26 protein-coding genes and 1 pseudogene are annotated in these 24,583 nt (G+C 47.3%); 25 read left to right on the forward strand and 2 right to left on the reverse strand.

Annotated features, from left to right (window positions below):
* Positions 1-7 precede the first annotated feature (7 nt).
* Genes nuoI through Q0600_RS08075 form a run of 7 tightly spaced genes read left to right on the forward strand, consistent with a single transcriptional unit; the run spans position 8 to position 9,058 of the window.
* On the forward strand, positions 8-1,252 hold the full coding sequence (gene nuoI, locus Q0600_RS08045; protein WP_298758980.1) for an NADH-quinone oxidoreductase subunit NuoI: 1,245 nt from the start codon (positions 8-10) through the stop codon (positions 1,250-1,252).
* Positions 1,249-1,776, forward strand: a complete 528-nt coding sequence (locus Q0600_RS08050) for an NADH-quinone oxidoreductase subunit J (RefSeq protein WP_298758983.1) — start codon at positions 1,249-1,251, stop codon at positions 1,774-1,776. Before nuoI ends, Q0600_RS08050 begins: the two co-directional genes overlap by 4 nt.
* A 1-nt stretch (position 1,777) precedes the next feature.
* Positions 1,778-2,101, forward strand: coding sequence for an NADH-quinone oxidoreductase subunit NuoK (gene nuoK, locus Q0600_RS08055; RefSeq protein WP_297900585.1), 324 nt, complete (start codon positions 1,778-1,780; stop codon positions 2,099-2,101).
* A complete protein-coding gene (gene nuoL, locus Q0600_RS08060; RefSeq protein ID WP_298758986.1) occupies positions 2,094-3,941 on the forward strand; it encodes an NADH-quinone oxidoreductase subunit L in 1,848 nt (615 codons plus the stop codon). The genes nuoK and nuoL overlap by 8 nt, the downstream gene beginning before the upstream one ends.
* Positions 3,942-3,948: 7 nt before the next feature.
* A complete protein-coding gene (locus Q0600_RS08065; RefSeq protein WP_298758988.1) occupies positions 3,949-5,478 on the forward strand; it encodes an NADH-quinone oxidoreductase subunit M in 1,530 nt (509 codons plus the stop codon).
* Entirely contained in the window at positions 5,468-7,228 is a 1,761-nt protein-coding gene (locus Q0600_RS08070; RefSeq protein ID WP_298758991.1) for an NADH-quinone oxidoreductase subunit N, read from the forward strand. The genes Q0600_RS08065 and Q0600_RS08070 overlap by 11 nt, the downstream gene beginning before the upstream one ends.
* 24 nt (positions 7,229-7,252) lie before the next feature.
* A complete protein-coding gene (locus Q0600_RS08075; protein WP_298758993.1) occupies positions 7,253-9,058 on the forward strand; it encodes a pentapeptide repeat-containing protein in 1,806 nt (601 codons plus the stop codon).
* 14 nt (positions 9,059-9,072) lie between these two features.
* Here Q0600_RS08075 and miaA read toward each other — a convergent pair whose 3' ends face one another.
* Entirely contained in the window at positions 9,073-9,978 is a 906-nt protein-coding gene (gene miaA, locus Q0600_RS08080; RefSeq protein WP_298758996.1) for a tRNA (adenosine(37)-N6)-dimethylallyltransferase MiaA, read from the reverse strand.
* Positions 9,979-10,074: 96 nt separating this feature from the next.
* On the opposite strand from miaA, the gene mqnP reads away from it, so the two are divergent.
* The 18 genes and pseudogenes from mqnP to trxB all read left to right on the forward strand — a co-directional run bounded on the left by mqnP (position 10,075) and on the right by trxB (position 23,462).
* Complete coding sequence (mqnP, locus tag Q0600_RS08085; RefSeq protein WP_298758999.1) at positions 10,075-10,944, forward strand: menaquinone biosynthesis prenyltransferase MqnP; 870 nt, start codon at positions 10,075-10,077, stop codon at positions 10,942-10,944.
* A gap of 9 nt (positions 10,945-10,953) precedes the next feature.
* Positions 10,954-11,313 (forward strand): hypothetical protein, encoded by a 360-nt coding sequence (locus Q0600_RS08090; RefSeq protein WP_005869739.1) that lies wholly within the window; start codon positions 10,954-10,956, stop codon positions 11,311-11,313.
* An 80-nt stretch (positions 11,314-11,393) separates the two neighbouring features.
* Positions 11,394-12,359, forward strand: coding sequence for a GTP 3',8-cyclase MoaA (gene moaA, locus Q0600_RS08095; protein ID WP_298759002.1), 966 nt, complete (start codon positions 11,394-11,396; stop codon positions 12,357-12,359).
* Positions 12,356-12,598, forward strand: a pseudogene (locus Q0600_RS08100) (7-carboxy-7-deazaguanine synthase QueE); the annotation flags it as partial. The gene moaA and the pseudogene Q0600_RS08100, both read left to right, overlap by 4 nt.
* Positions 12,599-12,631: 33 nt before the next feature.
* Complete coding sequence (locus Q0600_RS08105) at positions 12,632-13,321, forward strand: 4Fe-4S cluster-binding domain-containing protein (RefSeq protein WP_298759114.1); 690 nt, start codon at positions 12,632-12,634, stop codon at positions 13,319-13,321.
* Positions 13,318-13,899 carry a 6-carboxytetrahydropterin synthase gene (locus Q0600_RS08110; RefSeq protein ID WP_298759005.1) on the forward strand — a complete coding sequence of 194 codons (582 nt, stop codon included), beginning with the start codon at positions 13,318-13,320 and terminating at the stop codon, positions 13,897-13,899. The genes Q0600_RS08105 and Q0600_RS08110 overlap by 4 nt, the downstream gene beginning before the upstream one ends.
* The gene (locus Q0600_RS08115) at positions 13,899-14,120 is read left to right on the forward strand and encodes a hypothetical protein (RefSeq protein WP_298759008.1); all 222 of its coding nucleotides are present in this window, start codon (positions 13,899-13,901) and stop codon (positions 14,118-14,120) included. The genes Q0600_RS08110 and Q0600_RS08115 overlap by 1 nt, the downstream gene beginning before the upstream one ends.
* Positions 14,121-14,497: 377 nt before the next feature.
* Positions 14,498-14,980 carry a hypothetical protein gene (locus Q0600_RS08120; RefSeq protein WP_298759011.1) on the forward strand — a complete coding sequence of 161 codons (483 nt, stop codon included), beginning with the start codon at positions 14,498-14,500 and terminating at the stop codon, positions 14,978-14,980.
* Positions 14,980-15,636, forward strand: coding sequence for a 16S rRNA (uracil(1498)-N(3))-methyltransferase (locus Q0600_RS08125; protein ID WP_298759117.1), 657 nt, complete (start codon positions 14,980-14,982; stop codon positions 15,634-15,636). Before Q0600_RS08120 ends, Q0600_RS08125 begins: the two co-directional genes overlap by 1 nt.
* A 337-nt stretch (positions 15,637-15,973) precedes the next feature.
* Entirely contained in the window at positions 15,974-16,174 is a 201-nt protein-coding gene (gene rpmE / locus Q0600_RS08130; protein ID WP_177387662.1) for a 50S ribosomal protein L31, read from the forward strand.
* On the forward strand, positions 16,175-16,990 hold the full coding sequence (rsmI, locus tag Q0600_RS08135) for a 16S rRNA (cytidine(1402)-2'-O)-methyltransferase (protein WP_298759014.1): 816 nt from the start codon (positions 16,175-16,177) through the stop codon (positions 16,988-16,990).
* A gap of 35 nt (positions 16,991-17,025) precedes the next feature.
* Positions 17,026-17,727, forward strand: coding sequence for a 23S rRNA (guanosine(2251)-2'-O)-methyltransferase RlmB (gene rlmB / locus Q0600_RS08140; protein WP_298759016.1), 702 nt, complete (start codon positions 17,026-17,028; stop codon positions 17,725-17,727).
* Positions 17,699-18,718, forward strand: a complete 1,020-nt coding sequence (locus Q0600_RS08145) for a hypothetical protein (protein ID WP_298759019.1) — start codon at positions 17,699-17,701, stop codon at positions 18,716-18,718. The genes rlmB and Q0600_RS08145 overlap by 29 nt, the downstream gene beginning before the upstream one ends.
* A gap of 486 nt (positions 18,719-19,204) precedes the next feature.
* Positions 19,205-20,410, forward strand: a complete 1,206-nt coding sequence (locus Q0600_RS08150) for an LL-diaminopimelate aminotransferase (RefSeq protein ID WP_298759022.1) — start codon at positions 19,205-19,207, stop codon at positions 20,408-20,410.
* A complete protein-coding gene (locus tag Q0600_RS08155; RefSeq protein WP_298759024.1) occupies positions 20,410-21,678 on the forward strand; it encodes a homoserine dehydrogenase in 1,269 nt (422 codons plus the stop codon). The genes Q0600_RS08150 and Q0600_RS08155 overlap by 1 nt, the downstream gene beginning before the upstream one ends.
* A gap of 1 nt (position 21,679) precedes the next feature.
* Entirely contained in the window at positions 21,680-22,018 is a 339-nt protein-coding gene (locus Q0600_RS08160) for a YraN family protein (protein ID WP_298759026.1), read from the forward strand.
* A 70-nt stretch (positions 22,019-22,088) separates the two neighbouring features.
* Entirely contained in the window at positions 22,089-22,403 is a 315-nt protein-coding gene (gene trxA, locus Q0600_RS08165) for a thioredoxin (RefSeq protein ID WP_291938377.1), read from the forward strand.
* A 111-nt stretch (positions 22,404-22,514) separates the two neighbouring features.
* Positions 22,515-23,462 (forward strand): thioredoxin-disulfide reductase, encoded by a 948-nt coding sequence (trxB, locus tag Q0600_RS08170; protein ID WP_298759029.1) that lies wholly within the window; start codon positions 22,515-22,517, stop codon positions 23,460-23,462.
* A 220-nt stretch (positions 23,463-23,682) separates the two neighbouring features.
* Here trxB and Q0600_RS08175 read toward each other — a convergent pair whose 3' ends face one another.
* A complete protein-coding gene (locus tag Q0600_RS08175) occupies positions 23,683-24,462 on the reverse strand; it encodes a hypothetical protein (RefSeq protein ID WP_298759032.1) in 780 nt (259 codons plus the stop codon).
* Between the last annotated feature and the right edge of the window lie 121 nt (positions 24,463-24,583).

A 24,583-nucleotide genomic window follows, 5' to 3' on the forward strand; every position in this document is an offset into this window, starting at 1 on the left:
GGGTACGATGGCAAGATACGCCCAGATCGATAAACGAACCCCTATTAAATCCGGCGGTGATAAGCTTCGTAGATTTCTAACCCGCACCTTTCGCGGCGAGCTTTTCGTGGGGCTGTGGGTGGTGCTAAAAAATATGTTTAAGCGCGGCGGCTCGCACACGCTTCGATATCCTATGGAAAAATTTGTCATGCCGCCTAGATACCGCGGCGTGCACAAGCTTATGCGCCTGCTTGAAAGCGGCAGCGAACGCTGCATCGGATGCGGCTTGTGCGAGAAGATCTGCGTGGCAAACTGCATCGCGATGGAGACCAGCCTCGGCGCCGACGGCCGCAAAAAGGTAGATAACTACTCGATAAATTTAGGGCGCTGCGTCTATTGCGGGCTTTGCGCGGACGTCTGCCCCGAGATCGCTATCGTGCACGGCTGCGAATATGAGCTTGCTAGCGAACAGCGAGCCTACTACGGCTTCAAAGAGGATCTTTTAATTCGCGGCGAAAATTTATGCTTAAACGGCGCGGCGCAGGAGTTTGCAGGCTACGGCAGCCTGGATGAAAACGCAGGCGCGCGGATCAAGGTGACGCCGAACGCTTATATAAAAAGCGACGCCGCAAGCGACGAGCTAAGCTTAAAGAGCGCGGATTCAAATTTAAAAAATAGCGCCGTGGAAAGCTCCAAAAAAGAGGGTGCCGCTAGCGATAAAATTCTATTTTCAGGCGCGGACTTAAGTGGCAAAATTTTATCCGAGCGACAAAATACCGAACGGGCGAGCTTAAAGGAAAGCTCCACCGCGGACGTCGAAAACTCTAAAGAAAATTCCGTTACGGACGCTCAAAATTCCGCGCTTGATTCGCAGCGAAATTCCAAAGAAAGCTTCGCCTCTCAAAGCGCCGATGATTCCACTACGGATAGTAAAAATTTGGCGGAGAATTCTAAAGAAAATTTCGCTCCGCAGAGCGCCGACGATTCCGCCGTTCAAAGTAAAAATTTTAAAGAGAATTCGGTTGCGCCGCACGTCGAGAATTCCACAGGCGGTCTTGCTACAGACGACGATTCCGTGGAAAATTCTAAAGAAAATTCCGCCATGCAAGACTCGGGGAGTTCCGTCGCGCGAGGTAAAAAATCTAAGGCAAATTCCAAAAAGAATTCCATTGCGGAAGCTGAAAATTCTACGTTTGATTCGGTGCGAAATTCCAAAGAAAATTCCGCCTCGCAATGCGCCGAAGATTCCGCCGCGCAGGGGGAGGAGCAATGATACAAACGCTTGCATTTTATTTTTTCAGCGCGGTTTGCCTGGTGCTTTTCGGCATCAGCGTTTTTAGCAAAAACGTCCTTTACGCCCTTAGCGCGCTGGCCGGCGGCATGGTCTTTATGAGCGGATTTTTCTTTTTGCTGGATGCGGAGTTTTTGGGCGTAGTGCAGATCATAGTTTATACTGGCGCCGTGATCGTGCTTTACGGCTTCGCGCTGATGTTTTTGGGCGCGGACAAAAACGTAAGCGAGCCGAAAAAAGGAGCAAGGCTATTTTTCGCGCTTAGCGGCGTGATCGCATTTTTGCTCGTGATTATCGTGCTTGGTGCGGTGGTTGCGAACAACGTAGAAACGCTTAAAATTTTAAACACCGACGACACCGAGGCGCTTGGGATGATTATCTTTACGAAATATCTGGCGATTTTCGAGCTTGCCGCCGTGATGCTGCTCGTGGCGATGATCTGCGCTATCGTGCTTGCGCATGAGCAGATGGACGCGAGCCTGAGCTACGAAGAGAGCGAGGGATAAAATGGGTCTAAATCACTATCTGATCGTCGCTGCGATGATGTTTGGGCTCGGGCTTGCAGGTATGATGAAGCGACGGAATTTAATAATGCTCTTTTTTTCGAGCGAAATTTTATTAAACGCCGCAAATTTAGCTCTTGTCGCCGTGGCGAAATTTTACGACAACATAAACGGCGAAATTTTTGCGCTTTTCATCGTCGCAATCGCTGCGAGCGAGATGGCCGTGGGGCTTGGACTACTCATCTTGTGGTATAAGAAAACAGGCAGTATCGAACTTGACAGCTTCGTAAACTTTAAAAATCCTTCCAAGGATGGGTCTGATGCTTGATACCGTTTTTGTGTGGCTTTTAATCGCCCTTTTCGCACCGCTTGCCTCGGCGATCTTCGCAGGTGTTTTCATTCGCGCCAAAGATAAGATGTTTATTGGCGTAGTCTGCTCGGCGCTGGTGATTTTAAGTACTATCGCGTCGCTTGCTTTGATGGAGCTCGTCTCTGACAACCGCCTAATCAGCGTAAGCTTAGCCGATTTCATAAGCACGGGATTTTTGGACGCAAAATTTAGCTTTCTCATAGATAGCGTCAGTGCGGTGATGATGGTGGTCGTAGGCATCGTATCCAGCGTCGTGCACGTGTATTCGATCTACTATATGTGGGATGATGAAAACTTCGCTAAATTTTTCAGCTTCCTGGGCCTTTTCGTATTTTCGATGCTGGTTTTGGTAACGAGCGATAATTTTTTAGGACTTTTCATCGGTTGGGAGGGGGTCGGACTCTGCTCATGGCTGCTAATAGGCTTTTGGTATGATAGGAGCAATTACAGCTGGTGCGCCAACGAAGCTTTCATAATGAACCGCATCGCAGATCTTGGGATGCTGCTTGGAATTTTTCTGATCTATTTAAATTTCGGCTCGCTGCGGTACGAGGTGGTGTTTGCGAACGCAGCGAGCTTGGAGCCTGAAATTTTAACTCTGATCGCAGCACTTTTATTTATCGGCGCGATAGGCAAAAGCGCGCAGTTTCCGTTCCATACCTGGCTTGCCGACGCGATGGCGGGTCCGACGCCCGTGTCCGCGCTTATTCACGCAGCGACGATGGTTACGGCGGGCGTTTATCTGGTGATCCGCGCAAACGCAATTTTCGCGCTCGCGCCCGAAGTAAGCGGCTTTATCGTCTGCTTGGGCGCTTTCGTGGCGGTCTTTGCGGCGTCGATGGCGCTGGTTCATAATGATCTTAAAAAGATCATCGCCTACTCCACGCTTTCGCAGCTTGGCTATATGTTCGTAGCCGCGGGGCTCGGGGCGTATTGGATCGCGCTATTTCATCTGGCGACGCATGCGTTTTTCAAGGCACTTCTATTTTTGGGCGCGGGCAACGTAATGCACGCGATGAAAGACGATCTAAATATCCAAAATATGGGCGGATTATATAAGTTTATGCGACCGACGGCGATTTTAATGTGCATAGGCTCGCTCGCGCTTTGCGGATTTTATCCGTTCGCTGGTTTTTTTTCAAAAGATAAAATTTTAGAAGCGGTGTGGAGTGCGGACGCATATTTTATCTGGGCGCTGCTGTTTGCGGGCGCTGCGATGACGACGTTTTACAGCGTGCGTCTGATAATGCTCGTGTTTTTCGGCAAGCAAAATTTTACCCACCATCCGCACGAGGCGAAAGGCTTTGCCCTCATCGCGATGGGCGTGTTAGCCGTGCCTGCAGTGATCGCGGGCTTTTTCGAGCACGATTTTGCTGAGTTCGTGCTTAGCATACTACCGGGCTTTAAAGCTTCGATCCCGCACGGCGTGGAGGTAATTTTGATCGCCATAACGCTAGCGATGATAAACGCGGTAGCGATCGGCACGATTTGGACATACGGCAAGGGCAAATTTAGCCAAAATTTAAAGAACTGCAAATTTTATAAAATTTTGATCGCTCAGTATTTTATCCCGCAAATTTACGAGCGCGTGATCGTGCGCGGATACGCTAAGCTTAGCGAGATCTGCGCTAAATGCGACGGCGCGATCATAGATGCCAGCGTCGATCTGATCGCTCGCGTGGCGGTAAAAAGCGGCGAAGGTGCGGATCGCGTAAGCAATAGCGGAGATTTGAGCGCAAATTTAAGGTGGATGGTTTTGGGATCTTTCATTTTGCTGATTTTGGCGTTTGCGCTGTGAGGTGGGCATGGAATACTTTTTAAGTTTGGTTATATTTTTTCCGGCGGTAGCTGCGGTTTTGGGCTTTTTGATCGACGAAGCGAGCATTAAGACCTACGCCGTTACGATGAGCTTTATAGAGTTCGTGCTTTCGCTCGTTTTGTGGATACTCTACGAGCCGGTGGACGGCATCGCGTTTAGCGTGCTGCACCCTTTCATAAGCGAATACGGCATCAACTACTTCATCGGCGTGGACGGAATTTCGCTGTTTTTAGTGATCCTAAGCACGCTGGTTACATTTTTAGCGCTGCTTAGCCTAAGCATTAAAGAGCGCGCCAAAAATTTAATCATCTGCATTCTGTTTTTAGAGATGACGATGGTGGGCGTTTTCGTGGCGCTGGATGCGATTTTGTTTTACATCTTTTGGGAACTTTCGCTTATTCCGATGCTCTATATCATCGGCGCGTGGGGCAGCGGCAAGAGAATTTACGCCGCGGTAAAATTTTTCATCTACACCTTTCTAGGCTCCATGTTTCTACTCGTAGGACTCGTAGCGATGAGCTATTTCTATCACGAGGCTACGGGCGAGTATAGCTTTAATATCCTAAACTGGCAGAGCCTATCGCTGCCGCTTAGTACGCAAATTCCTCTATTTTTGACATTTTCGGTCGCTTTTGCGATCAAGACGCCTTGCTTTCCTTTTCATACCTGGCTTCCGTACGCGCACGGGCAGGCCCCTACGATAGGCTCGGTTCTGCTTGCCGCCGTGCTTCTTAAAATGGGTACCTACGGCTTCGTACGATTTTCGCTGCCGCTATTTCCCGATGCGAGCGTGCATTTTAGCGGGATGATGTGCGCCGTGGCGATCGTTATGATCATCTATGCAAGCTTCATCGCCTTTGCGCAAAAGGATATCAAACAGGTTATCGCGTATAGCTCGATCGCGCATATGGGCGTCATAATGCTAGGAATTTTTTCAATGAGCCGCGAAGGAATGAGCGGCGCGGTATTTTTGATGATAAGCCACGGTATCGTAAGCGGCGGGCTTTTTATGCTTGTAGGCTTTTTATACGACCGCAGGCATACGAAGCTTTTTAGCGAGTTCGGCGGGCTTGCGCGGGTGATGCCGCTTTATGCGTTTTGCTTTTGCGTCGTGCTGCTAGGCTCGATAGGACTTCCGCTTACGATCGGCTTTGTGGGAGAATTCCTAAGCCTTGCGGGGATTTTTAAGATCAACTTTAGCTATGCGCTCTTGGGCGGGCTTGGCATCATAATGGGCGCGATCTATTCGATGAATCTTTATAAAAAGACCTTTTTCGGCGCGCTCGTGCATGATGAGAATAAAAAGCTAAGCGATTTAAACAGAACCGAGCTTTGCTCTATCATCCCGATCTGCGTGCTAGTGGTAGTGCTGGGCGTCGCGCCGAATCTGATGTTAAAGAGCATCGAGCCCAGCGTGACGCAAAGCCTTGAGTTGATGTTTAAAAAAGCCTCTCAGACCGCGACTCGCGCCTATATCGAAAAAGCAAATTTTAAGGTAAGAAGCGATGCAAAATAATCTTTTAAATTTAGCCTCGATCGCGCCTATGGCGATGCTCGGAGGATTTGCCCTGCTGATGCTCGCGGTTTCGCTTTTTGCGCGCACGCTATCGTATAAATTTTACGCCGTCATCACGATACTGGCGCTAGCTCTGGGCTTCGGGCTTGTTTTCGGATACAACAGCGGCATACGCGGGCTTTTTGACGTGATGCTGGTGGACGGAATCGCGACGCTATCGATGCTTATCATGCTCGCAGGCTCGATATTTTTCATCTTTCTATCTTTGGGCGCAAGAAGCGCGCACGAGTACCACACGGCGGAGTTTTTCGTGCTGTTTTTATTCGTGCTTGTGGGCTATGAGTTTATGGTCGCGAGCGAAAATTTAATGATGATCCTCGTTGGGCTTGAGACGGGCTCGCTGGCGCTTTATACGCTAATCGCGCTTCACAACCGCGCCAGATCGGTCGAAGCGGCGCTAAAATACTTCATAATGGGCGCGCTGGGATCGGGCTTTTTCGCATTCGGCGCGGCGATGTTTTTTCTATCGACCGGCTCTATGGAAATTTCAAATATCGCGCAGATCGCCAAGAATTCAAATTTACAAACCAACGTCCTGCTTTTCGCCGCCTGCTCATTTATGATCGTCTCGATAGGTTTTAAGCTCTCGCTGATCCCGTTTCACACCTGGACGCCCGACGTTTACGAGGGCGCGAGCTCCGCTATGGCTGGCTTTTTGTCCGTCGTGCCCAAGATCGCGGGCTTTGTCGTGGCGATCAGGCTATTTGAAGCGCTGCAAAGCATCGGCGTGCAGTGGCTAAACATCGTGCTCTACGCCTTAGCGGTGCTTACGATGAGCCTATCAAACCTCATGGCGCTCGTACAGCGCGACGTCAAACGGATGCTCGCTTTCAGCTCCGTTTCGCACGCAGGCTTCGTGCTCTGCGCTATCGTGATCGGCTCGACGCAGGCAAACGCGGCGCTTTTTACCTACTGGATACTATATGCCGTGGCGAACCTCGGTGCGTTTGCGTTCATCTGGTGCGTGCGGCAAAGGCGCGCCCGCTCGTTAAATTTAAAATTTAAAACCCAAAGCATTGCTTTAAATTTAAATGCAAACGGCGAGGAGGGGAATTTTATCTCAAACGCAAAGCTCTCTTTTTCGCAAAATCACGAGCTAGGTTCTACCGGCGAGTTAAATTTGAGCGCGAACGGACAAAATTTAGCTTGCGGCGAGCGGAGCTTTAAAGCAAGCGAGCAAAATTTTAAAGCGAGCGAGCTCAGCGCGGAAGCGATCCCTTTCGGTACTGAAACTTGCGAGCCCGGCGCTAAAATTTGCGAGCAAAGCTCCAATTTCGCGGCTCGCTTCGAGCATCCGTTTGAGAAATTTGACGGGCTGATCCGCACCCATCCGCTCTTTGCGCTATGCGCAGCGATTTTTATGCTCTCGCTTGCGGGCATTCCGCCGTTTAGCGTGTTTTGGGGCAAGATGTATCTACTAAGCGCGGCGGTCAATTCGGGCTACTTTGCCCTCGCCGTCATCATGGCGGTAAATAGCGCGCTCGCGCTGTACTACTACCTGCGCCTCATCGTGCGTATGTTTTTGCACGAGCCGCGAGAGGACGCGGAGCTTGACGGCTCGCTGGGAGCGGTCTCGGTGCAGATAAAATTTGCCGTCGTGCTAGCTAGCGTGGCGTGCGTGTTGGCGCCGTTTTTGGTGAAATTCCTAACCGGCGCGGTAAATAATTTCGTCTTTTTAAGCGGGTATTAAGAGTTATTTTTTTAAGCGAATGAGATGAAGAATTCCAAAGAGTGGTTAGATGATTTAAAATCAAGAGGGTTCATAGGCAAAGATGTAGAGCTTGCCAATATCGCGGAACATATTGACAAGGAAAACGGAAAGTATATTATTAAAAATTTCTATGGTCCTCGCGCAATAGATCGCGTATTGAATTTAACTAAGATTATTTGCGAGCTTGAAGTAGAATTTAGAGATTGTGATTTTTATAGTCTAAGCATATCAGGAGTTATAGAACAAAAAATAAGTTTTATCGGTTGTAAATTTAGCGAAGCGGTCTCATTTGAAAATTCTAAATTTAAAAAATGCGTTTCGTTTGAGAAATCCGAATTTAATAGTATCGTTAACTTCTCAAATTGCATATTTGAAAAATCGGTAAATTTCGATAATCCTGACGAGAAAGAATATTCAAAACTAATAAACTTTTCTAATGTTATATTTCAAGACAACGCTTATTTTAATAATATCATATTTAATAATCGTGCGGACTTCCATGGGGCTATATTTAAAAAAATAGTATCTTTCTATGGCGCACGATTTAAAGACTTTGTAAATTTTTCCGCCACTATATTTGAGGGAGATTTAAATTTAGTAAATTCTAGACTGGACTTTGAATATGAAGATTTGAAGCAAGCTATAACCAAAGCTGCAGAAAATAGCTCAATTAAAGAGGTGGCGAATGATTTCCGCGATAGTTTTAGGACTTTAAAAAATATCGTAACTAAAACAGGGAATCATCTTGATGCTATAAGGTATCGTGTTTCTGAATTGTATTGTAAGGAGATAGAGCTAGAGGACGATCTTAAAGATAAAGAATCTAAAGATCCGGCAAGAAAGAATATTAAAAATTTTATAGATTTAATGCTATTAAAACTTTATCGCGTTACGAGTGACCATCATTCAAATCTCGTAAAAATCGTAAATATTGCCGTCACCATCGTAGTGCTTTATGGAGTCTTAAATTGGTTTTTCCCTCGTTTGTATGTATGTTTGGAAAAAGGAGAGTATGTCTTACAAAATTGGTTGTTTTTATCTGTTTTTATTTTTATAGTAGTTGTGTTTATAATTTGGATTATAAGGGCGGTCGCTCAAAGGTGGAAAAATCTCGTAATTGTCCTAATACTTCCAATTTTCCTTATTGCTATGCTTCAACCTATGTCCAAATCTTTTTTACACTATTCATTTGTGTCAGAATTAAATGATATCCTTAATACCATAGGTGTATTTATTCTTATATTTTTGTTCCTTATTTGCGGATATACCTATATCTCTGAAAAGATGGGATATATAATTTCTTACGTTTTTTATATTTTTCTCTATGTTTGCTTTATAGTGTTTTTATTAGTTAGGCCCGAACTTTTTAATCCATTTAGCGGGATATTTCAAAGCACAAAAATAGAGCCCGATAAATTTAGAAGTTATGTATTAGAAAACAATGAAAGTGCACCAAAGGAAATTTTAGATTTAATAGAGACCAATAGCAACAAAAATATGGATTATAATATCAAATTAATTTCCGATCATCGTCTTAAAATTTTAAAGAAAATAGATAGTATAAATGGTCAGTCAAAGCCCAAAGAAAGATCAAATGTATTCAGTTATTTTTGCCTTTCTGCATATTTAGAAGAATCTAAAAATGATAAAAAATATGTGCAAATTTATAACATTCTTTTGGATGACGAAATTTCGGAAATATCTAGAAAAATATCAAAAGCGGGTTATTTGGTTTATACTTTTATTATGCTTTTGATTATTTACTCTCTTACAAAAACGGCGCGTCGCAACTCCATCGTACCTAGTTAAACAGCATAGATCTTTTAAATCTCGCGGCGAAGAAATTTTAAAATTTCACGCTCCAGCTCTTGTGGCGGCGCTGAAATTTTATCCGCGAACTGCGAGCGGTTAAAGGTGCGTTGGCGCTTTGCAAGCTGTACCGTGTGCAGGCTTACGAGCTGCTCGCACTGCGCCCGTGAGATCTGCCCGCGCAAAAGCTGCCCGCATTCCTTTAGCCCGATGCAGCCCAGCGCCCTACACTCCGTGCCGTAGCGGGCGAATAAGAACTCCGCTTCCTCTAAAAGCCCGCGCTCAAACATCGCCTTCGTGCGTGCTTCGATGCGTCCTGCAAGCCACTGCTTGGGCGCGTCGATCTCAAAAATTTTAATATCCGAAATGACGGGCGCGGCGGTGTTTTCGCGCAGAAATTTACTCGGCGCCCCGCCGCAAAATTTATAGATGCTTAGCCATTTTTTTAAACGAAAGCTGTCTGCCGCGCTAAGCTTTGCGGCAAATTCCGGATCGATCTGCTGCGCTAGAGCGTAAATTTCATCGTTTGAAATTTCGCTTTTAAAATCGGGAACCTTCGGCGCCAGCCCGCTTAGCATCGCTTTTAGATAAAATCCGCTGCCCCCAGTGATTATCAAAGGCGCTCCGCTACGCTCTGCAAAAGCCCGCGCGGCGGCGTATTCTTTGATAAACTCGCCGACGCTGAAGTACTCGTTTGGGTAGATTAAATTTACGCCGAAGTGCCTGATCTCGCGCAGCTGCTCCTCGCTTGGCTTGGCGCTTGCGATGTCGATCTGCCGATAAATGCAGAGCGAATCCAGGCTCAAAATCACGGCGCCGGTCTCGCGCGCGATACTTAGTGCAAGATCGCTTTTGCCGCTTGCGGTGGTGCCGATGATCGCGATCTGCGGGCTTGCGTGTGAGTTTTGATTTTGGTTCAAGGCATTTCCTTTCGTAAATTTTTCGTTCAAATTATATCAAATTTAGAGCTATTCTTACTTTTTTTTGATACAATGGTGCCCAAAATAAGGGGCAAAATGGCTAAATTTAAAGAAATTTTATCCGATATCAACGAATTAATAGTTTTTAAACACTCGGTTTTCGCGCTACCGTTTATCTTTACGGCGATGATTACCGCGAGCAAACTGCAAAGCGGCTCGGTATGGTTCGGCTGGAAATTGCTTTTTTTGGGGATTTTATGCGCGGTGAGCGCGAGAAGCTTTGCAATGGCGCTAAATCGCTACTTGGACGAAGATATCGACCGCGCCAATCCGCGTTGTGCTTCGCGCCCTAGCGTGGACGGACGGATCGGACGCGGGAATTTACTGTTTTTCATCATCGCAAATGCAGTGGTTTTCATAGCGGTTTCGGCGCTTATAAATCCTTTGGCGCTTAAGCTTTCGGTGCTGATTTTAGCGGCATTGGGCGGGTATTCATATTTTAAACGCTTTAGCGAAACCGCGCATTTAATGCTCGGCTTTTGCTTAGGGCTTGCGCCGATTGCGGGAGCGATCGCCGTTAGCGGCGTAATTCCGCTATGGTCGGTGCTGCTATGCTTTGGAGTAGTATTTTGGGTAGGCGGCTTTGACGTGCTGTATTCGCTTCAAGATATGGAATTTGACCGCACGGCTGGGCTTTACAGCATCCCCGCGCTTTACGGCAAGGAAGCTTCGATGTTTATCTCCAAAATTTTTCACGCCGTGGCGGTGCTTTTTTGGCTGCTGTTTTGCGCAGCGGCAAATTTAGGCTTTTTTGCCTATCTGGGCGTGGCTGCGTGCGCGGCGATCCTGTACTTCGAGCATAGGATCGTGCAGAAAGATTTTAGCAAGATTGATCGCGCGTTTTTCACGCTCAATGGCTACTTGGGCGTCGCCTTTTTTGCTTTTGTTTTTGTAAATTTATTTTAAGGAACCCCTATGGATCTTAACACTATCATCATTTTAGGACTTTGCGTCGTTATATTTTTGATGTTTTTCGTCATATATTTTAAGGATAAGCAAGCGGATAAAAAATTCGAGCGCTTCGATCAGGTGTTGACCGATGCTATGCAGGAAAATTATCTGCTTAAAAAGAAGGTCGAGGAGTTAAAAGAGATGATCGATTCGGGCGGCAAAGTCGCTCCTAATATCGATATAAACGCGATTGCCGACGTAATCGACGAGACGATAGAGCAGAGACTAGATGTAGTGCCTACGATGATCGACGAGCGGGTAGAAAAGCAGATCAGACCGCTACTAGATCAGCTTAAAGAGCTCATCGGCTCGGTAAGAAAATAGCCAGAGCAATATAAAAATAAAATTTTGCAAAATCGCTTTGTTTTTTATATAATCGCCGCAAATTGATATTAAGGCAAAATATGTTAATTGATAAATTTGGACGAACGATCGATTATTTGCGCATTTCAGTTACGCAGCGGTGTAATTTCAGATGCAGATATTGCATGCCGAGCACGCCGTTTAACTGGGTGCCGCGAGAGAATATTTTAAGCTTTGAGGAGATGTTTTTATTCGTCAAGGTCGCGATCGACGGCGGCGTGAAAAAGATCCGTATAACCGGCGGCGAACCGCTGGTGCGAAAGGGGATCGAAGATTTTATAAAGATGATTGCGGATTATGCTCCGGACATCGATCTTGCGCTTACTACCAACGGATATTATCTCAAAAACTACGCGCGCGCCTTGAAAAATGCGGGGCTAAAGCGCATCAATATGTCGCTTGACTCGCTGCGTCCGGAGCGGGCTAAATTTATAGCTCAGCGCGGCGTGCTTTATAACGTCTTAGAAGGCCTTGACGCTGCGCTTGAAGCGGGACTAAAAGTCAAGCTAAACACTGTCGCGCTAAAAGGCATCAACGACGATGAGCTGATCTATTTGCTGGAATTTGCCCGCGAGAAGGATTGCCAGATTCGCTTCATAGAATTTATGGAAAACACCCATGCCGGCGATCTTACAGGATTAAAATCAAACGAAATTTTAGATATTTTAAGGCGTAAATTTATCTTTACCGCTCTGCCAAAATTGCAGAGCTCGCCCGCGTCGCTTTACGCGCTCGGGGACGGCTACACCTTCGGCATCATCGATCCGCACAAGCACGATTTTTGCGAGAGCTGCAACCGCATCAGACTAAGCGCCGAGGGGCTTTTGATCCCGTGTCTTTACTTCGAGGACGCGCTAAGCATCAAAAAGGCGGTCAAAGAGGGCGACATCGCCGCAGCCGCCGAAATTTTGGCTAAAATTTTAGCGAATAAGCCCGAAAAAAATCGCTGGCAAGCGGACGCTTCGAATGAAATTTCAAGCCGTGCATTTTACGAGACGGGCGGATGAGGCTTGTTGAGAGCTTTTTAAGTATCCAAGGCGAGGGCAAATACGCAGGCAGGCTCGCGTTTTTCTTTCGCTTTGCGGGCTGTAATCTGCGCTGCGAGGGCTTCGGCGGCGAGTGCATTTCGCCAAAGACCGGCGAGACGCTACGCGGCTGTGATACGATCCGCGCGGTTTTTACAAATCACTTCGAACATGAAGAAATTTTAAATTTAGCGCAGCTTTTGAATAAAATTCCAAATTTATCCGCTTCATCCTGTTCTGCACCTGCACGCTCTATGCCGGGCTTTTGCGCCGCCGAGCCTTTTTCTGAAAGCGATACTTTAAATTCCGCCGCCGCGCAAAAGCTTCCCCGTCCAAACGATAGCACAGAAAAATCTTTAAATTTAACGAGCAAAAATTCTTTAAATTCCGCGGTGCAGAATTCTTCAAATTTAAAGCCGCAAAGCTCAGCCTCACCGCAGAGTGCTAAGCTTCACCAAAAGCCGATCGTCGTTATCACCGGCGGCGAGCCGATGTTGCATCACAAAGAGGCGCTATTTTACGAGTTCGTCTGCGAGCTGCTTGCGCGCGGACACGCAGTGCACTTCGAAACCAACGGTACGATTTTCGTGGATTTTGAAAAATTTCCCGCTTACAAAAGCTGCGTTTTTGCGATCTCGCCTAAGCTCTCAAACTCCGCCGAGCCGCGCGAACGCAGGTTAAACTTCGCCGCGCTACGAAATTTAAAGCAAAACGCAAAGGATAGCTTTTATAAGTTCGTCATCTCGCCCGAGTTTGACGCGCAGCCCGAGATCATAGAAATTTTAGCGGCGTGCGAGAGCGAGGTTTATTGCATGCCGCGCGGCGCAGATCGTCGCGAGCTGGAAAGCGGCGCGCAATTTTGCGTGGATTTTTGCTTAAAAAACGGCTATAATTACTCCGATCGCCTGCACATTAGAATTTGGGGCGAGAAGGACGGGGTATGACAATTAGGAAATTATACGAATTCGAAAACGCTCACATCGTGCGCCTGTGCGGCTCGAAGCGGTGCCGCACGAGCATCCACGGCCACTCCTACAGATGCGAAATTTTACTTAGCTCAAATTTTTTGGATGAAGCGGGGATGGTTTATGACTTCGGCTACATGAAGCTCGGTATCCGCGAGCTTATCGATAGTTTCGATCACGCCACGACGATCTATGCGCGCGATGATGCGAGCTATATCGCGGATCTTAAAAAACACAGCGCGCGCTGGGTACAGATACCGCTAAATCCGAGCGCGGAGCAGTTTTGTAGAATTTTTTTCGTCCTAATTGACCGACTTTTGAGCCTGACTCAGATGCAAAACGGCGAGCGCGAAGTAAAGCTTCACAGCGTCATCGTGCACGAAACGGCCACCGGCTACGCGCAGTGCTTCCGCGAGGACGCCTACAATGCGCAGATGGGCGAGATCGCGCTGGATGAGATAGAATTCTCGCCCGCCGTGCGCGAGGAGTGGAGGCAGCCGGAGCTTTGGCAAAAGCTTCTACGCGGTGAAAAAATCATCTATCCAAAGGACTGCTGATGAGAAATTTCTTTAAATTTGGCGCGGGGCTCGTTCGCATTTTTGCCGCGTGCGCGATCTTTGCCTGCGCGCTTGCCTTGGGCGGTTGCGACGATGAGAAAAAGGATACCTTGCAAAAGCCGCCGGTAGATAGCGAGGTGCCGAAGGACGTGCCTATCGCGCCTAGCGAGCCTAAAGTCGATATAAATGCCGATATGCCGCCGCTTCCGGTGACCGAATAGGACGGAGCGTTGAAAAATCGGCGGCTAAATTTGAAAATTTTTAAAATTTGCGTGGTTCGTATGCGACGTGCAAGTGCGATTTTGGCGTCATTTTTGCCCGTGCGATCTGCGCAAAGAAATTTTAAATTTTATAAAGCCCTAATTGCGAAATTTTATTCTTGGCGCGAGAGATACGGCGCAAAACCGAGGTTGAGAGCGCGCGCGGTAAATTTTGGCGCAATAAATAGCAGCGGCAGCTTTGAAAGGTTTTTAAAATTTCAAAGGCGCGGAACAGGTCTGTTTTATCTCGCGCCGAAAAAATTTGCGTCTAAATTTAATCGTTTCGGCTCTAGCCGCGCAAAATTTTATCCTGCAAATTTAACCCTCTGGCGGAAGTGATGGATTATCTGTATCAAAGCGCCCTGGGCTTTCATAAATTTTTCGCGTTAGCTGCGGCGATTTTAACGATAATTTATCTGATTTTTACCCAGCTTAAGATCGATGCGGCGGCAGAATTTTGCTCGCGCGGTAAGGCTTTAAATTCCGCCGTCTCCGCGCCGCAAGCTGAAAATTTAAAGCAAAAGAGCAGATCTGGGCTTAGATTTCTTAGGCGCATCAGGCTGTTTTTGCCGATATATTATGCGACTCTCGCGGCGCTGATAATCAGTGGAAGCGTGATGTTACCGGTGTTGTGCTTTGATCTGAGCTTTAGAATTTACTTCATGGCGGTCGGATCGCTAGCGATGATCGCGCTTAGCGCGGTATCGTACAAACGGCTGAAAATAGCGTATCTAAGCCAAAGCTTTGCGCCGTATCAGCGCAAAATGCGGGTGATTTTGGGGCTAAACTTAGCGATAATTTTGATAGCGAGTGTTATTTGATGGTATATTTTTACGATAAGCTTGCAGGCGAACAGAGCCTGATTTTGCAGAATGATCAGTTTTTGCACCTAAAGGCCAGACGAGCAAGGGCGGGCGAGCGCATAGACGTGCGAAATCTTGAGGACGGGGCGAGTTATCTATATGAGATCGCCGAAATTTCGCGCAAAGGCGCGGCTTTGAATTTAGTTTTTAAAAGCTCCGTTTTTACGCCGAGCCACGATTTTTGCGTCGCTTGGGCGGTCGTCGAGAGTGCCGTGATCGAAAAGAGCCTGCCTGCGCTAAACGAGATGGGCGTCGGGCGGCTTGTTTTGGTCTATGCTGATCTGTCGCAGAAAAATGTGCGGCTCGATCTGCAGAGGATGGAGCGGATTTTGATCAATTCGTCGCAGCAATGCGGGCGAAATTCCATCATGCAGATCGAGGTTTTGGGCGGCTCGGACGAGCTGGCGCAAAGATATGAAAACGTAAGCCTGATCGATTTTGGCGGCAAGAACATCGACATTTTCGGCGGCGATGAGATCGCGTTCGTCGGCCCCGAAGGCGGATTTTCGCCGCGCGAAAGGGAGAAATTCAAAAACGCCTATGCGCTTAATAGCCCTTATATTTTGCGCTCAAACACCGCGCTGATCGCAACTTGCGCGAAGCTGATGTTTTAAACGCTCGGCAAATTTTAAAATTTAAAAAGTCGTACGCTTTAAATTTTGGAATTTAAAATTTCGCCTGCGCGACCTTCGTGTTTTATCGTGGCTTAACGCGCGGCGCGTATTCGCCGCAGCATATCTTCGCGCGCTGTGCTTGCACGCATAGCAGGCTGCGACAAATCAAAATTTTACCCGCAAAGCGGGCTAAATTTTAAAATTTCGCGTCCAAAAAAGCTTATTCAAAAAGAAAATCCGCGCTTTGTCGAGAGTTTTTTAAAACCCTTTGAATTTGCTTTTTAGATAAAAAAGTTGTATAATCGCAACCTTTTAAAATCATCAAAAAGGATCAAAAATGAAAAAAGATATCCATCCAAACTTTGTCGAAACGACCGTTACCTGCGCTTGCGGAAACACTTTTAAAACGCGCTCGAACAAGCCTGAGATCCGCGTCGATATCTGCTCCAACTGCCATCCGTTTTTCACTGGCAGCGAGAAGATCGTAGATAGCGCGGGTCGCGTCGAGAAATTTAAGCAAAAATATGGAATGAAATAGTTGCTATATCTCATTCCTACGCCGATAGGAAATCTAAGCGATATCTCGAGCCGCGCGCTTGAGGTATTGCAAAGCTGCGAAATCCTAATCTGCGAGGATACGAGGGTTTCAAAAAAACTTCTAAACTTATTATCCGATAAATTTCAAATTTCATTTAAAATTTCACAGTTTTACTCGCTGCACACGCACAACGAAGCGGAGTTTTTCGCAGGCTTTGATGCGGCGCTTCTGCGCGAAAAGGTTTGCGCATACGTAAGCGACGCCGGCATGCCCTGCATCAGCGATCCGGGAATTGCGCTCGTAAAATTTGCGCAACGAAGCGGCGCGCCTTACGAGGTGCTTAGCGGCGCAAACGCTCTGCTGCTCGCAGCCGCCGCAAGCGGACTAGTGGAGAAAGAATTTAGCTTTTTAGGCTTTTTGAATAATGACGGCGCGCAGCGCAAAGCCCAGATCCTAAATTTAATGCAAAGCCCCTATCCGTGCGTGCTCTATGAATCTCCAAAGCGCGTGATAAAGCTAATTGAGCAGATCGCGGGGATCGACGCGCAGCGCAAAATTTTTGCGATCAAAGAAGCTACCAAAAAATTTGAAACCAAATTTTTTGGTAGCGCCGCAGAGGTTTTGCTGAGCTTAAACGGCGCAAATTTAAACGGCGAATGGTGTGTCGTGATTGACGGCGCAGGCGAAAAGAGCTTTGAAAAAATCACGCAGGAAGATATTCTGTCGCTTGAGATTGCGCCGAAAATAAAAGCAAAACTACTCTCAAAAATCAGCGGCGAACCCGCCAAAGAAATATATAAAAATTTGATACGCTAAGTCATATTTTAACCGTTTTTCGCTAAAATCCCAAAATGATTATTTACGGCAAGCAGCTGTTTTTGCATCTTTTAAACCGGCATCCGCAGAAATTTATCCGCATCATCCTTGCCAAGGAGTGCGAGAAAGAAATTTTTAAAAAGATTGCCGCTACCGGTGTAAAGATCGAGCGCGCCGATGCGAAAAAAGCTCAAGCCCTCGCTCGCGGCGGCAACCATCAAGGCTTCTTGGCCGAGGTGGAGGAGTTTAGCTTCGGCGATCTTGCTAGCGTCAAAGACGATAAATTCGTGCCGATCCTTTATGGGCTTACCGATGTCGGGAATATCGGCGCGATAATGCGCAGCGCCTATGCTTTGGGCACGGACAGCGTGATCGTCGTCGCAAATAATCTAAATATGGCGGGCGTAGTGCGCGCAAGCTCGGGCGCGGCGTATGAGCTAAACGTCGTTAAGGTCGCAGACGGGCTTAGCGTGATAAACGAGCTTAAACAAAGCGGCTTTGAAATTTACGCCGCGAGTGCGGACGGGACGAACTTTAAGGAGTTAAAGCTCGGCGCGAAAAACGCACTCGTAATGGGGAACGAAGAAGAGGGGATACCTGCTAGGACGCTTAAAAAATGCGACCGCGCGGTATCAATAAAGATGCGCGAAGGCTGGGACTCGCTTAACGTAAGTGCGGCATTTGCGATACTGTGCGATGGAATTTTAAATGGAAGAAATAAAAGAGAAGTTAAATAATACGGACGAGCAGGCGGAACAAACCGAGAAGCTGGAGCAAACACAGCAGCCAGAAAATAGCGATCTAGATAAATTAAAATCTATGGATCTGATCGAGATAGCGCGCACGACGCGCATCGACGCGCAAAATTTAGAATACATCATCAACAAAGACTTCGAGAAGCTAGCAAATTTTAATGTTAGGGGCTACATTAAAATTTTAGAGCGCGAGTTCGGGCTGGATCTGTCGGACTGGATAAGCGAGTTCGAGATCGCAAAAGAGGGCTTTGTGCCCGTTAAAAAGGCCAAAGTCGAGCAGGTCTATGGTCAAAGGGTCAGCCCTAATAAAAGCGGCAGCGGTTGGCTTTTATGGCTGCTTGCAATGGTATTAATCATAGGCACAATCTTTTATTTCGGACTTTATAAAAGCTTCGGCGAATTTTTGGGCTCGCTTTTATGGGAACAAAACAAAACCACCTACTCGGACGCTCCAATCGTAAATAACACTCAAAAAAAGCTTGAAAATATCGGTATCGACGTCGTTTCGCACAACACTACAGATGAAAAATTCGCACTAAAATCGGATATCAATGCAGAAGCTGCTGCGGATGAAAATTTAAGCTCGCTAAACGCGCTGGATCGCTCTATCAGGATCGAGCGCGCGAGTGCCAAAACGGAGGAAAATTCCACCGACGAAAACGCCACGCAAAGCGCACCTGCGCCCAGCAAAGATATCGTGCTTAATCCACGCGGCAAGATGTGGATCGGGATCATTGATCTAAAAAGCGGCAAGAAGCGCGAGATGGTCATCAATACCCCTTACGTCGTCGCTTCGCAAGGAGACGAGGATCTGCTCATCGCCACCGGGCACGGAATGTTTGAGGTCGGCAAGGCGGACGGCAATGTGAGCTTCAACGAAAAAAACACTCAAAAGCTCCGCGTCAAAGACGGCAACGTCACTAAAATTTCAACCGATGAGTTTCAGCGCCTAAACAAAGGCAAGAAGTGGTAAAGTCTCCGCTCTCGTGCGCGGTTTTTTGCTCGTAGAATTTTGCCGCAGAGGACAGAGGGTAAAATTTCAGCTCGCTGTGGTGCGCAGTTTAAATTTAAACCCGCGAGCGTAAATTTAAAGGTTCGAACTGCGCCGCATTGGATAAAATTTCAAGCGTTGCGGCCGCTTGCGGTAGCGCGGTAAATTTAAAGGGCATCGTTCGAGGCGCGGCGTAAAAACGGCAGCTTTGATCGTTATTGTTTTGATCGGATGTAAATTTAAGTGTCGCAGCAAAGTGTCGACGCGCTAAATTTAAACGATCAATGTCTCGGCGATTTTTTAAATTTTAGCGAGGCAAGGGTTTTAAACGCCTTAGCGGTATAAAAGCGCCGCCGCATTGCCACTAAGGCTTGAAATTTAGCTTTCGCGCGGCACGAGCAGATCGCGGCGTTAAAGCGCAAAATTTTAAATAAAGCTTGAAAATTACTTTAAGATAAGAGGTTTAGGATGTTTGACGAAATCCGTTTTTCAAAAATCGAGCGTTTGCCCAATTACGTTTTTGCCGAGGTTAACGCCATAAAAATGGCGGCGCGCAGGGCCGGCGAGGATATAATCGATTTTTCGATGGGTAATCCCGACGGCAGGACGCCGCAGCATATAATCGACAAGCTTTGCGAAAGCGCGCAAAAGGACAAGACCCACGGCTACTCCGTAAGCCAGGGCATCTACAAGCTGCGACTTGCGTGCGCGAATTGGTACAAGCGCAAATACGGCGTGATCTTGGATCCAGAAAGTGAGATCGTCGCCGTGATGGGCTCAAAAGAGGGCTTCGTGCATCTAACTAGCGCGATCATAAATCCGGGCGATGTCGCGGTAGTGCCCGATCCTGCGTATCCGATCCACACTCAAGCCTTCATCATCGCGGGCGGTAACGTCGTTAAAATCCCGCTTGCCTATGATGAGAATTTAAATTTTAATGAAAATAAATTTTTCATCGATCTACAAAGAACTTTCGACGAGAGCATTCCGCGCCCAAAATACGTCGTCGTAAATTTCCCGCACAACCCTACCACTGTCGTCGTGCAAAAGAGCTTCTACGAGCGGCTCGTGGCGATGGCGCGACAGGAGCGGTTTTATATCATCAGCGATATCGCTTACGCAGAGATCGCTTTTGACGATTACAAAACACCGTCCATTTTTGAGGTTCAGGGTGCGAAGGACGTCGCAGTCGAGGCGTACACGCTTTCTAAAAGCTACAATATGGCGGGCTGGCGCGTGGGTTTTGTTGGCGGTAACAAAAAGCTAGTCGCCGCGCTTAAAAAGATCAAATCTTGGTTTGATTACGGTATGTTTACGCCGATCCAAGTAGCCGCCACGATCGCGCTGGACGGGCCGCAAGAGTGCGTAGAGGAGATCCGCGCGAGCTATGAGAAGCGTAGGAATTTTTTGATCGACGCTTTTGCGGACGCGGGCTGGCAGATCGCAAAACCTAGCGCGTCGATGTTTGCGTGGGCGAAATTGCCGCCAGCGGCGGCTCATCTAAGGAGCATGGAGTTTTCCAAGCAGCTTCTTACTAAGGCGTGCGTCGCCGTAAGCCCGGGCGTTGGCTTTGGCGCGGCGGGAGACGATTATGTGCGGATCGCCTTTATCGAAAACGAAAACAGGACCCGTCAGGCCGCTAGAAATATAAAAAAATATTTGAAAGAGATCTGATGAAGGTAGCGATTTTAGGCGTCGGTACCGTAGGTAGCGAAGTTGCAAATATTTTGATCAAAAACAAAGATATCATTCTTGCGCGTGCAGGCGTTAGCATAGAGCCCGTAATCGGGCTAGTGCGCGATACGAGCAAAAAAAGGGACGTGCAAATTCCGCTTAGCAGCGACGCTAGGAGTATCATCGAGCGCGATGACATCGACGTTTTTGTAGAGCTTATGGGTGGAATAGAAAAGCCCTACGAGATCGTAAGCGAAATTTTAAAGCGCAAAAAAGCGGTCATTACCGCAAATAAGGCACTTTTGGCTTATCATCGCTACAAGCTCCAGGCTCTAGCGGGCGATACGCCTTTTGGATTTGAAGCGAGCGTGGCGGGCGGAATTCCGATCATTAAAACTCTGCGCGAGGGGCTAAGCGCCAATCGTATCGAAAAAATAATCGGCATCGTAAACGGCACGAGCAACTTTATCCTTACGAATATGATGCAAAAAAACGAGAAATTTGAGGACGCGCTAAAGCGAGCTCAAGAGCTCGGTTACGCCGAAGCCAATCCAAGCTTTGACATCGGCGGGTTCGACGCGGCGCATAAGCTTTTAATCTTAGCTAGCATCGCATACGGCGTGCACGGCGATCCGGAAGATATCCTAATAGAGGGGATCGAGGAGATCACGCAGGAGGATATCTATTTTGCGCGCGAATTTGATTTCATAATCAAGCTGCTTGCTGTAGCCAAGCGCGCGTGCGATAATAAAGTCGAGCTGCGCGTCCATCCTGCGCTCATTTCAAAAGATCAAATGCTCTCAAAAGTAGACGGCGTGATGAACGGCGTGAGCATCTACGGAGACTGCGTCGGCGAGAGTATGTATTACGGACCTGGCGCGGGCGGTAGTGCTACGGCAAGCGCCGTTATAAGCGATCTCATCGACATCGCGCGCGATAACAAAAACCCGATGCTCGGATATAAAATTTTACCGAGTAAAAATTTTATGCAAATTCTGCCTAGCGAGCAGATCCGCACGAAGTATTATTTTAGGTTGCGCGTGCGCGACGAGAAAGGCGTGCTTGCGAAGCTTACGAACATTATGAGCTTAAACGATCTTTCGATCGACAGCTTTTTGCAAAAGCCGAAGCTCAAAACGGACGAGGAAGTGACGCTGTTTTTCACGACGCATACGTGCTGTGAGAAAGACATAAAGCGCGCAATAAGCGTGATCGGCGGCGAAAATTTCATCACGCAGAAGCCTTTTATGATCAGGATCGAAAGCTAAGTTGAGCTTAAAAGAATACATTTTTGGCTTTGCCTGCGAGGACCGTGCGGCGGAATTTTTACGCGGCGAAGGATTTGAAATTTTAAAGCGAAATTTCCGCTGCCGCTTCGGCGAGATCGATATTGTCGCGCGCAAAGACGGGATTTTGCACTTCGTAGAAGTAAAGGCCACGAGCGGCGATTACGACGCTGCAGAGCGCGTAACTAGTGCTAAGATGGATAAAATTTTAAAGGCGGCGGAATTTTATCTGATGAGCTGCGATGCGGATGAGCCGTGGCAGATCGACGTCGTGGAAGTTTATCCAAAGCAGATAAAATTTATCGCCAACATATCTTTTTGAATTAGAATTTTTATTATTTATTTAAGATAATGAACTATAATCCGCGGAATTTTAACACAAGGAGAACATTATGGGAAAGTATATAGAGCTTACTTCGGAGAATTTCGACGTTATTAAAGAGGGTGTCGCGCTAGTCGATTTTTGGGCACCTTGGTGCGGGCCGTGCCGTATGATCGCCCCGATCATCGAGGAGCTTGCGAACGATTACGAGGGCAAGGCTAAAATTTGCAAAGTAAATACCGACGAAGCGCAGGATTTGGCGGTGCGGTTCGGCGTGCGCTCGATCCCTACGATTCTATTTTTCAAAGACGGCGAGCTAAAAGCTCAGCTCATTGGCGCGCAATCTAAGCAGATCATAGCCGACAAACTAAACTCGCTTCTGTAAATTTTAAAAGGGCGGCTTTCGCCCTTTTTTTCTCCTACTCATCGTTTTATTAATTAAATTCGTAAATTTAGCGCTCGCGACTTTACTTAATAAAATAATTAAGGAGAAAAAATGTTAGATTTAGCAATTATCGGCGGCGGCCCTGCGGGGCTAGCGGCGGGGGGTCTTTATGCTACAAGAGGCGGTTTAAAGGACGTCGTGATGTTTGAGATGGGGATGCCCGGCGGGCAGATCACCTCAAGCTCCGAGATGGAAAACTATCCGGGCGTCGCCGCAGTAACCGACGGGATGAGCTTTATGGCGCCTTGGCAGGAGCAGTGCTTCCGCTTCGGCTTAAAGCATGAGATGGTGCGCGTGCTGCGCGTCTCAAAAGACGGCGACGGAAATTTTACGATCTATCTCGAGGGCGATCAAACACGTCGCGCGCGTGCCGTTATCGTCGCTACGGGTTCTACTCCGCGCCGCGCGGGGATTGAGGGCGAGGATGAGTTTTTCGGTCGCGGCGTCAGTACCTGCGCGACCTGCGACGGGTTTTTTTACAAGGGCAAAGAGGTTGCCGTGCTAGGCGGCGGCGACACGGCGTTAGAAGAAGCGCTGTATCTAGCTAAAATCTGCTCCAAAGTCTATCTGATCCACCGCCGCGATGAGTTTCGCGCTGCGCCTTCGACCGTGCAAAGGGTGCGCGAAAGTGAGAATATCGAGCTTATTACAAGCGCGCTCGTAGAGCAGATCAAGGGCGATGCAAGCGGCGTAACGGGCGTCGTCGTCAAGGATAAAACCAGCGGCGCCACGCGCGAGCTGCAGCTGCCTGGGATCTTCGTATTCGTGGGGCTTGACGTGCGAAACGAGGTGCTAAAGGGCGATGATGGCAAGTTCATCTGCGATGTCACGCCCGGCGGGCAGGTCGCGGTAAATTTAAAGATGCAAACAAGCGTACACGGGCTATTTGCGGCGGGCGATATGAGGCAGGATGCGCCTAAACAGGTCGTCTGCGCGGCAGGTGACGGCGCGGTTGCCGCACTTAGCGCGATCGCATATCTGCAAGGACACGATAAATAGGCCTATATTCGGCGTAAAATTTCACGGCGCGGCGGGCGAAGCTACTTCCGTCGCGCTTTTTAAATTTAAAAGCCCGCGTCAAATTTGAATGAAATAATGAAATTTTGACGCAAGGCGGCTCAAATTTAAAATTTCGTCAAATTGAGCCGCAAAATAATGCTATCGTCTTTTGCGGAAACGCTTCCGAGCCGAAACGTCTTTTAAAAATTCAGATAAAATTTTATTGTCTTTCGTAGAAAGTTGCAAGGGCGTCTTCCGCCGTTTTTCTATTATTAAATGCCGATCTTATCTTAATAACATCATCAATTATATCTTTAGTCACTATAAATTTATCCGATAAACTTACGCTCTTATCGGCATTCACGATAAAATTTAATTCGATCGCAGCCTGTGGCGGCAGCTCTGCTGCCCTTCCAAGCTGTAGCCTTATTTGGCTAGGCGTTAGCTGCGAATAATAAGCGACGTCTTCTAATGAATCAATAATATTACTCATATAAATCGCAGAAGTTTTTGGTTCACCATCCTTTAGTATTTCATCTTTTAATTTATCGTCGTAATCAACTGGCTTTTTTTGAAATGAGTAATCTATTTTGCCTCTGTCTTTGAGCTCCTCTTGAAATTTCGTCTCATTTATTTTGCAATGTTCATTTGCCAATTTAAGTAAACGCTGTTGTTTATCATCAGATTTATCTTTATAGAAAAGCACGGCACCTCTTAAAGACGTGTTTAGCGTAGCCTCTTTATATTTTTTGTTAAAGGCATCTACATCGACCTTTACTTTCTCCATATCCACGTCGCAAACCATCTTAACTGTCTTTAATCCGCCGTTTTCCTCTTTGCTCCAGGTGATATTTTTGCAGATTTTCGAACCCTCGATCGCCGTACCGATATTCATCGATTTGAAATCCGGCAGGGTGTAGTTTTTGACAAGCTCTAGATCGTTATCGCCGCATCCCGCAAAAATAAATGCCGCAAGCGCAGCGCCCAATACGTATTTCATACTCGCTCCTTCAAGAAAAGTTAACGAGCAATGCTAGCCATCTCTGTTTAATAACGGATAAATTTAGAGCTGAAATTTGAGATAAATTCGCGAAGTACGTGGCTAAAAGCGTGAAAGATAA

Source organism: uncultured Campylobacter sp. (genome assembly GCF_938041645.1).
Classification (GTDB): Bacteria; Campylobacterota; Campylobacteria; order Campylobacterales; family Campylobacteraceae; genus Campylobacter_B.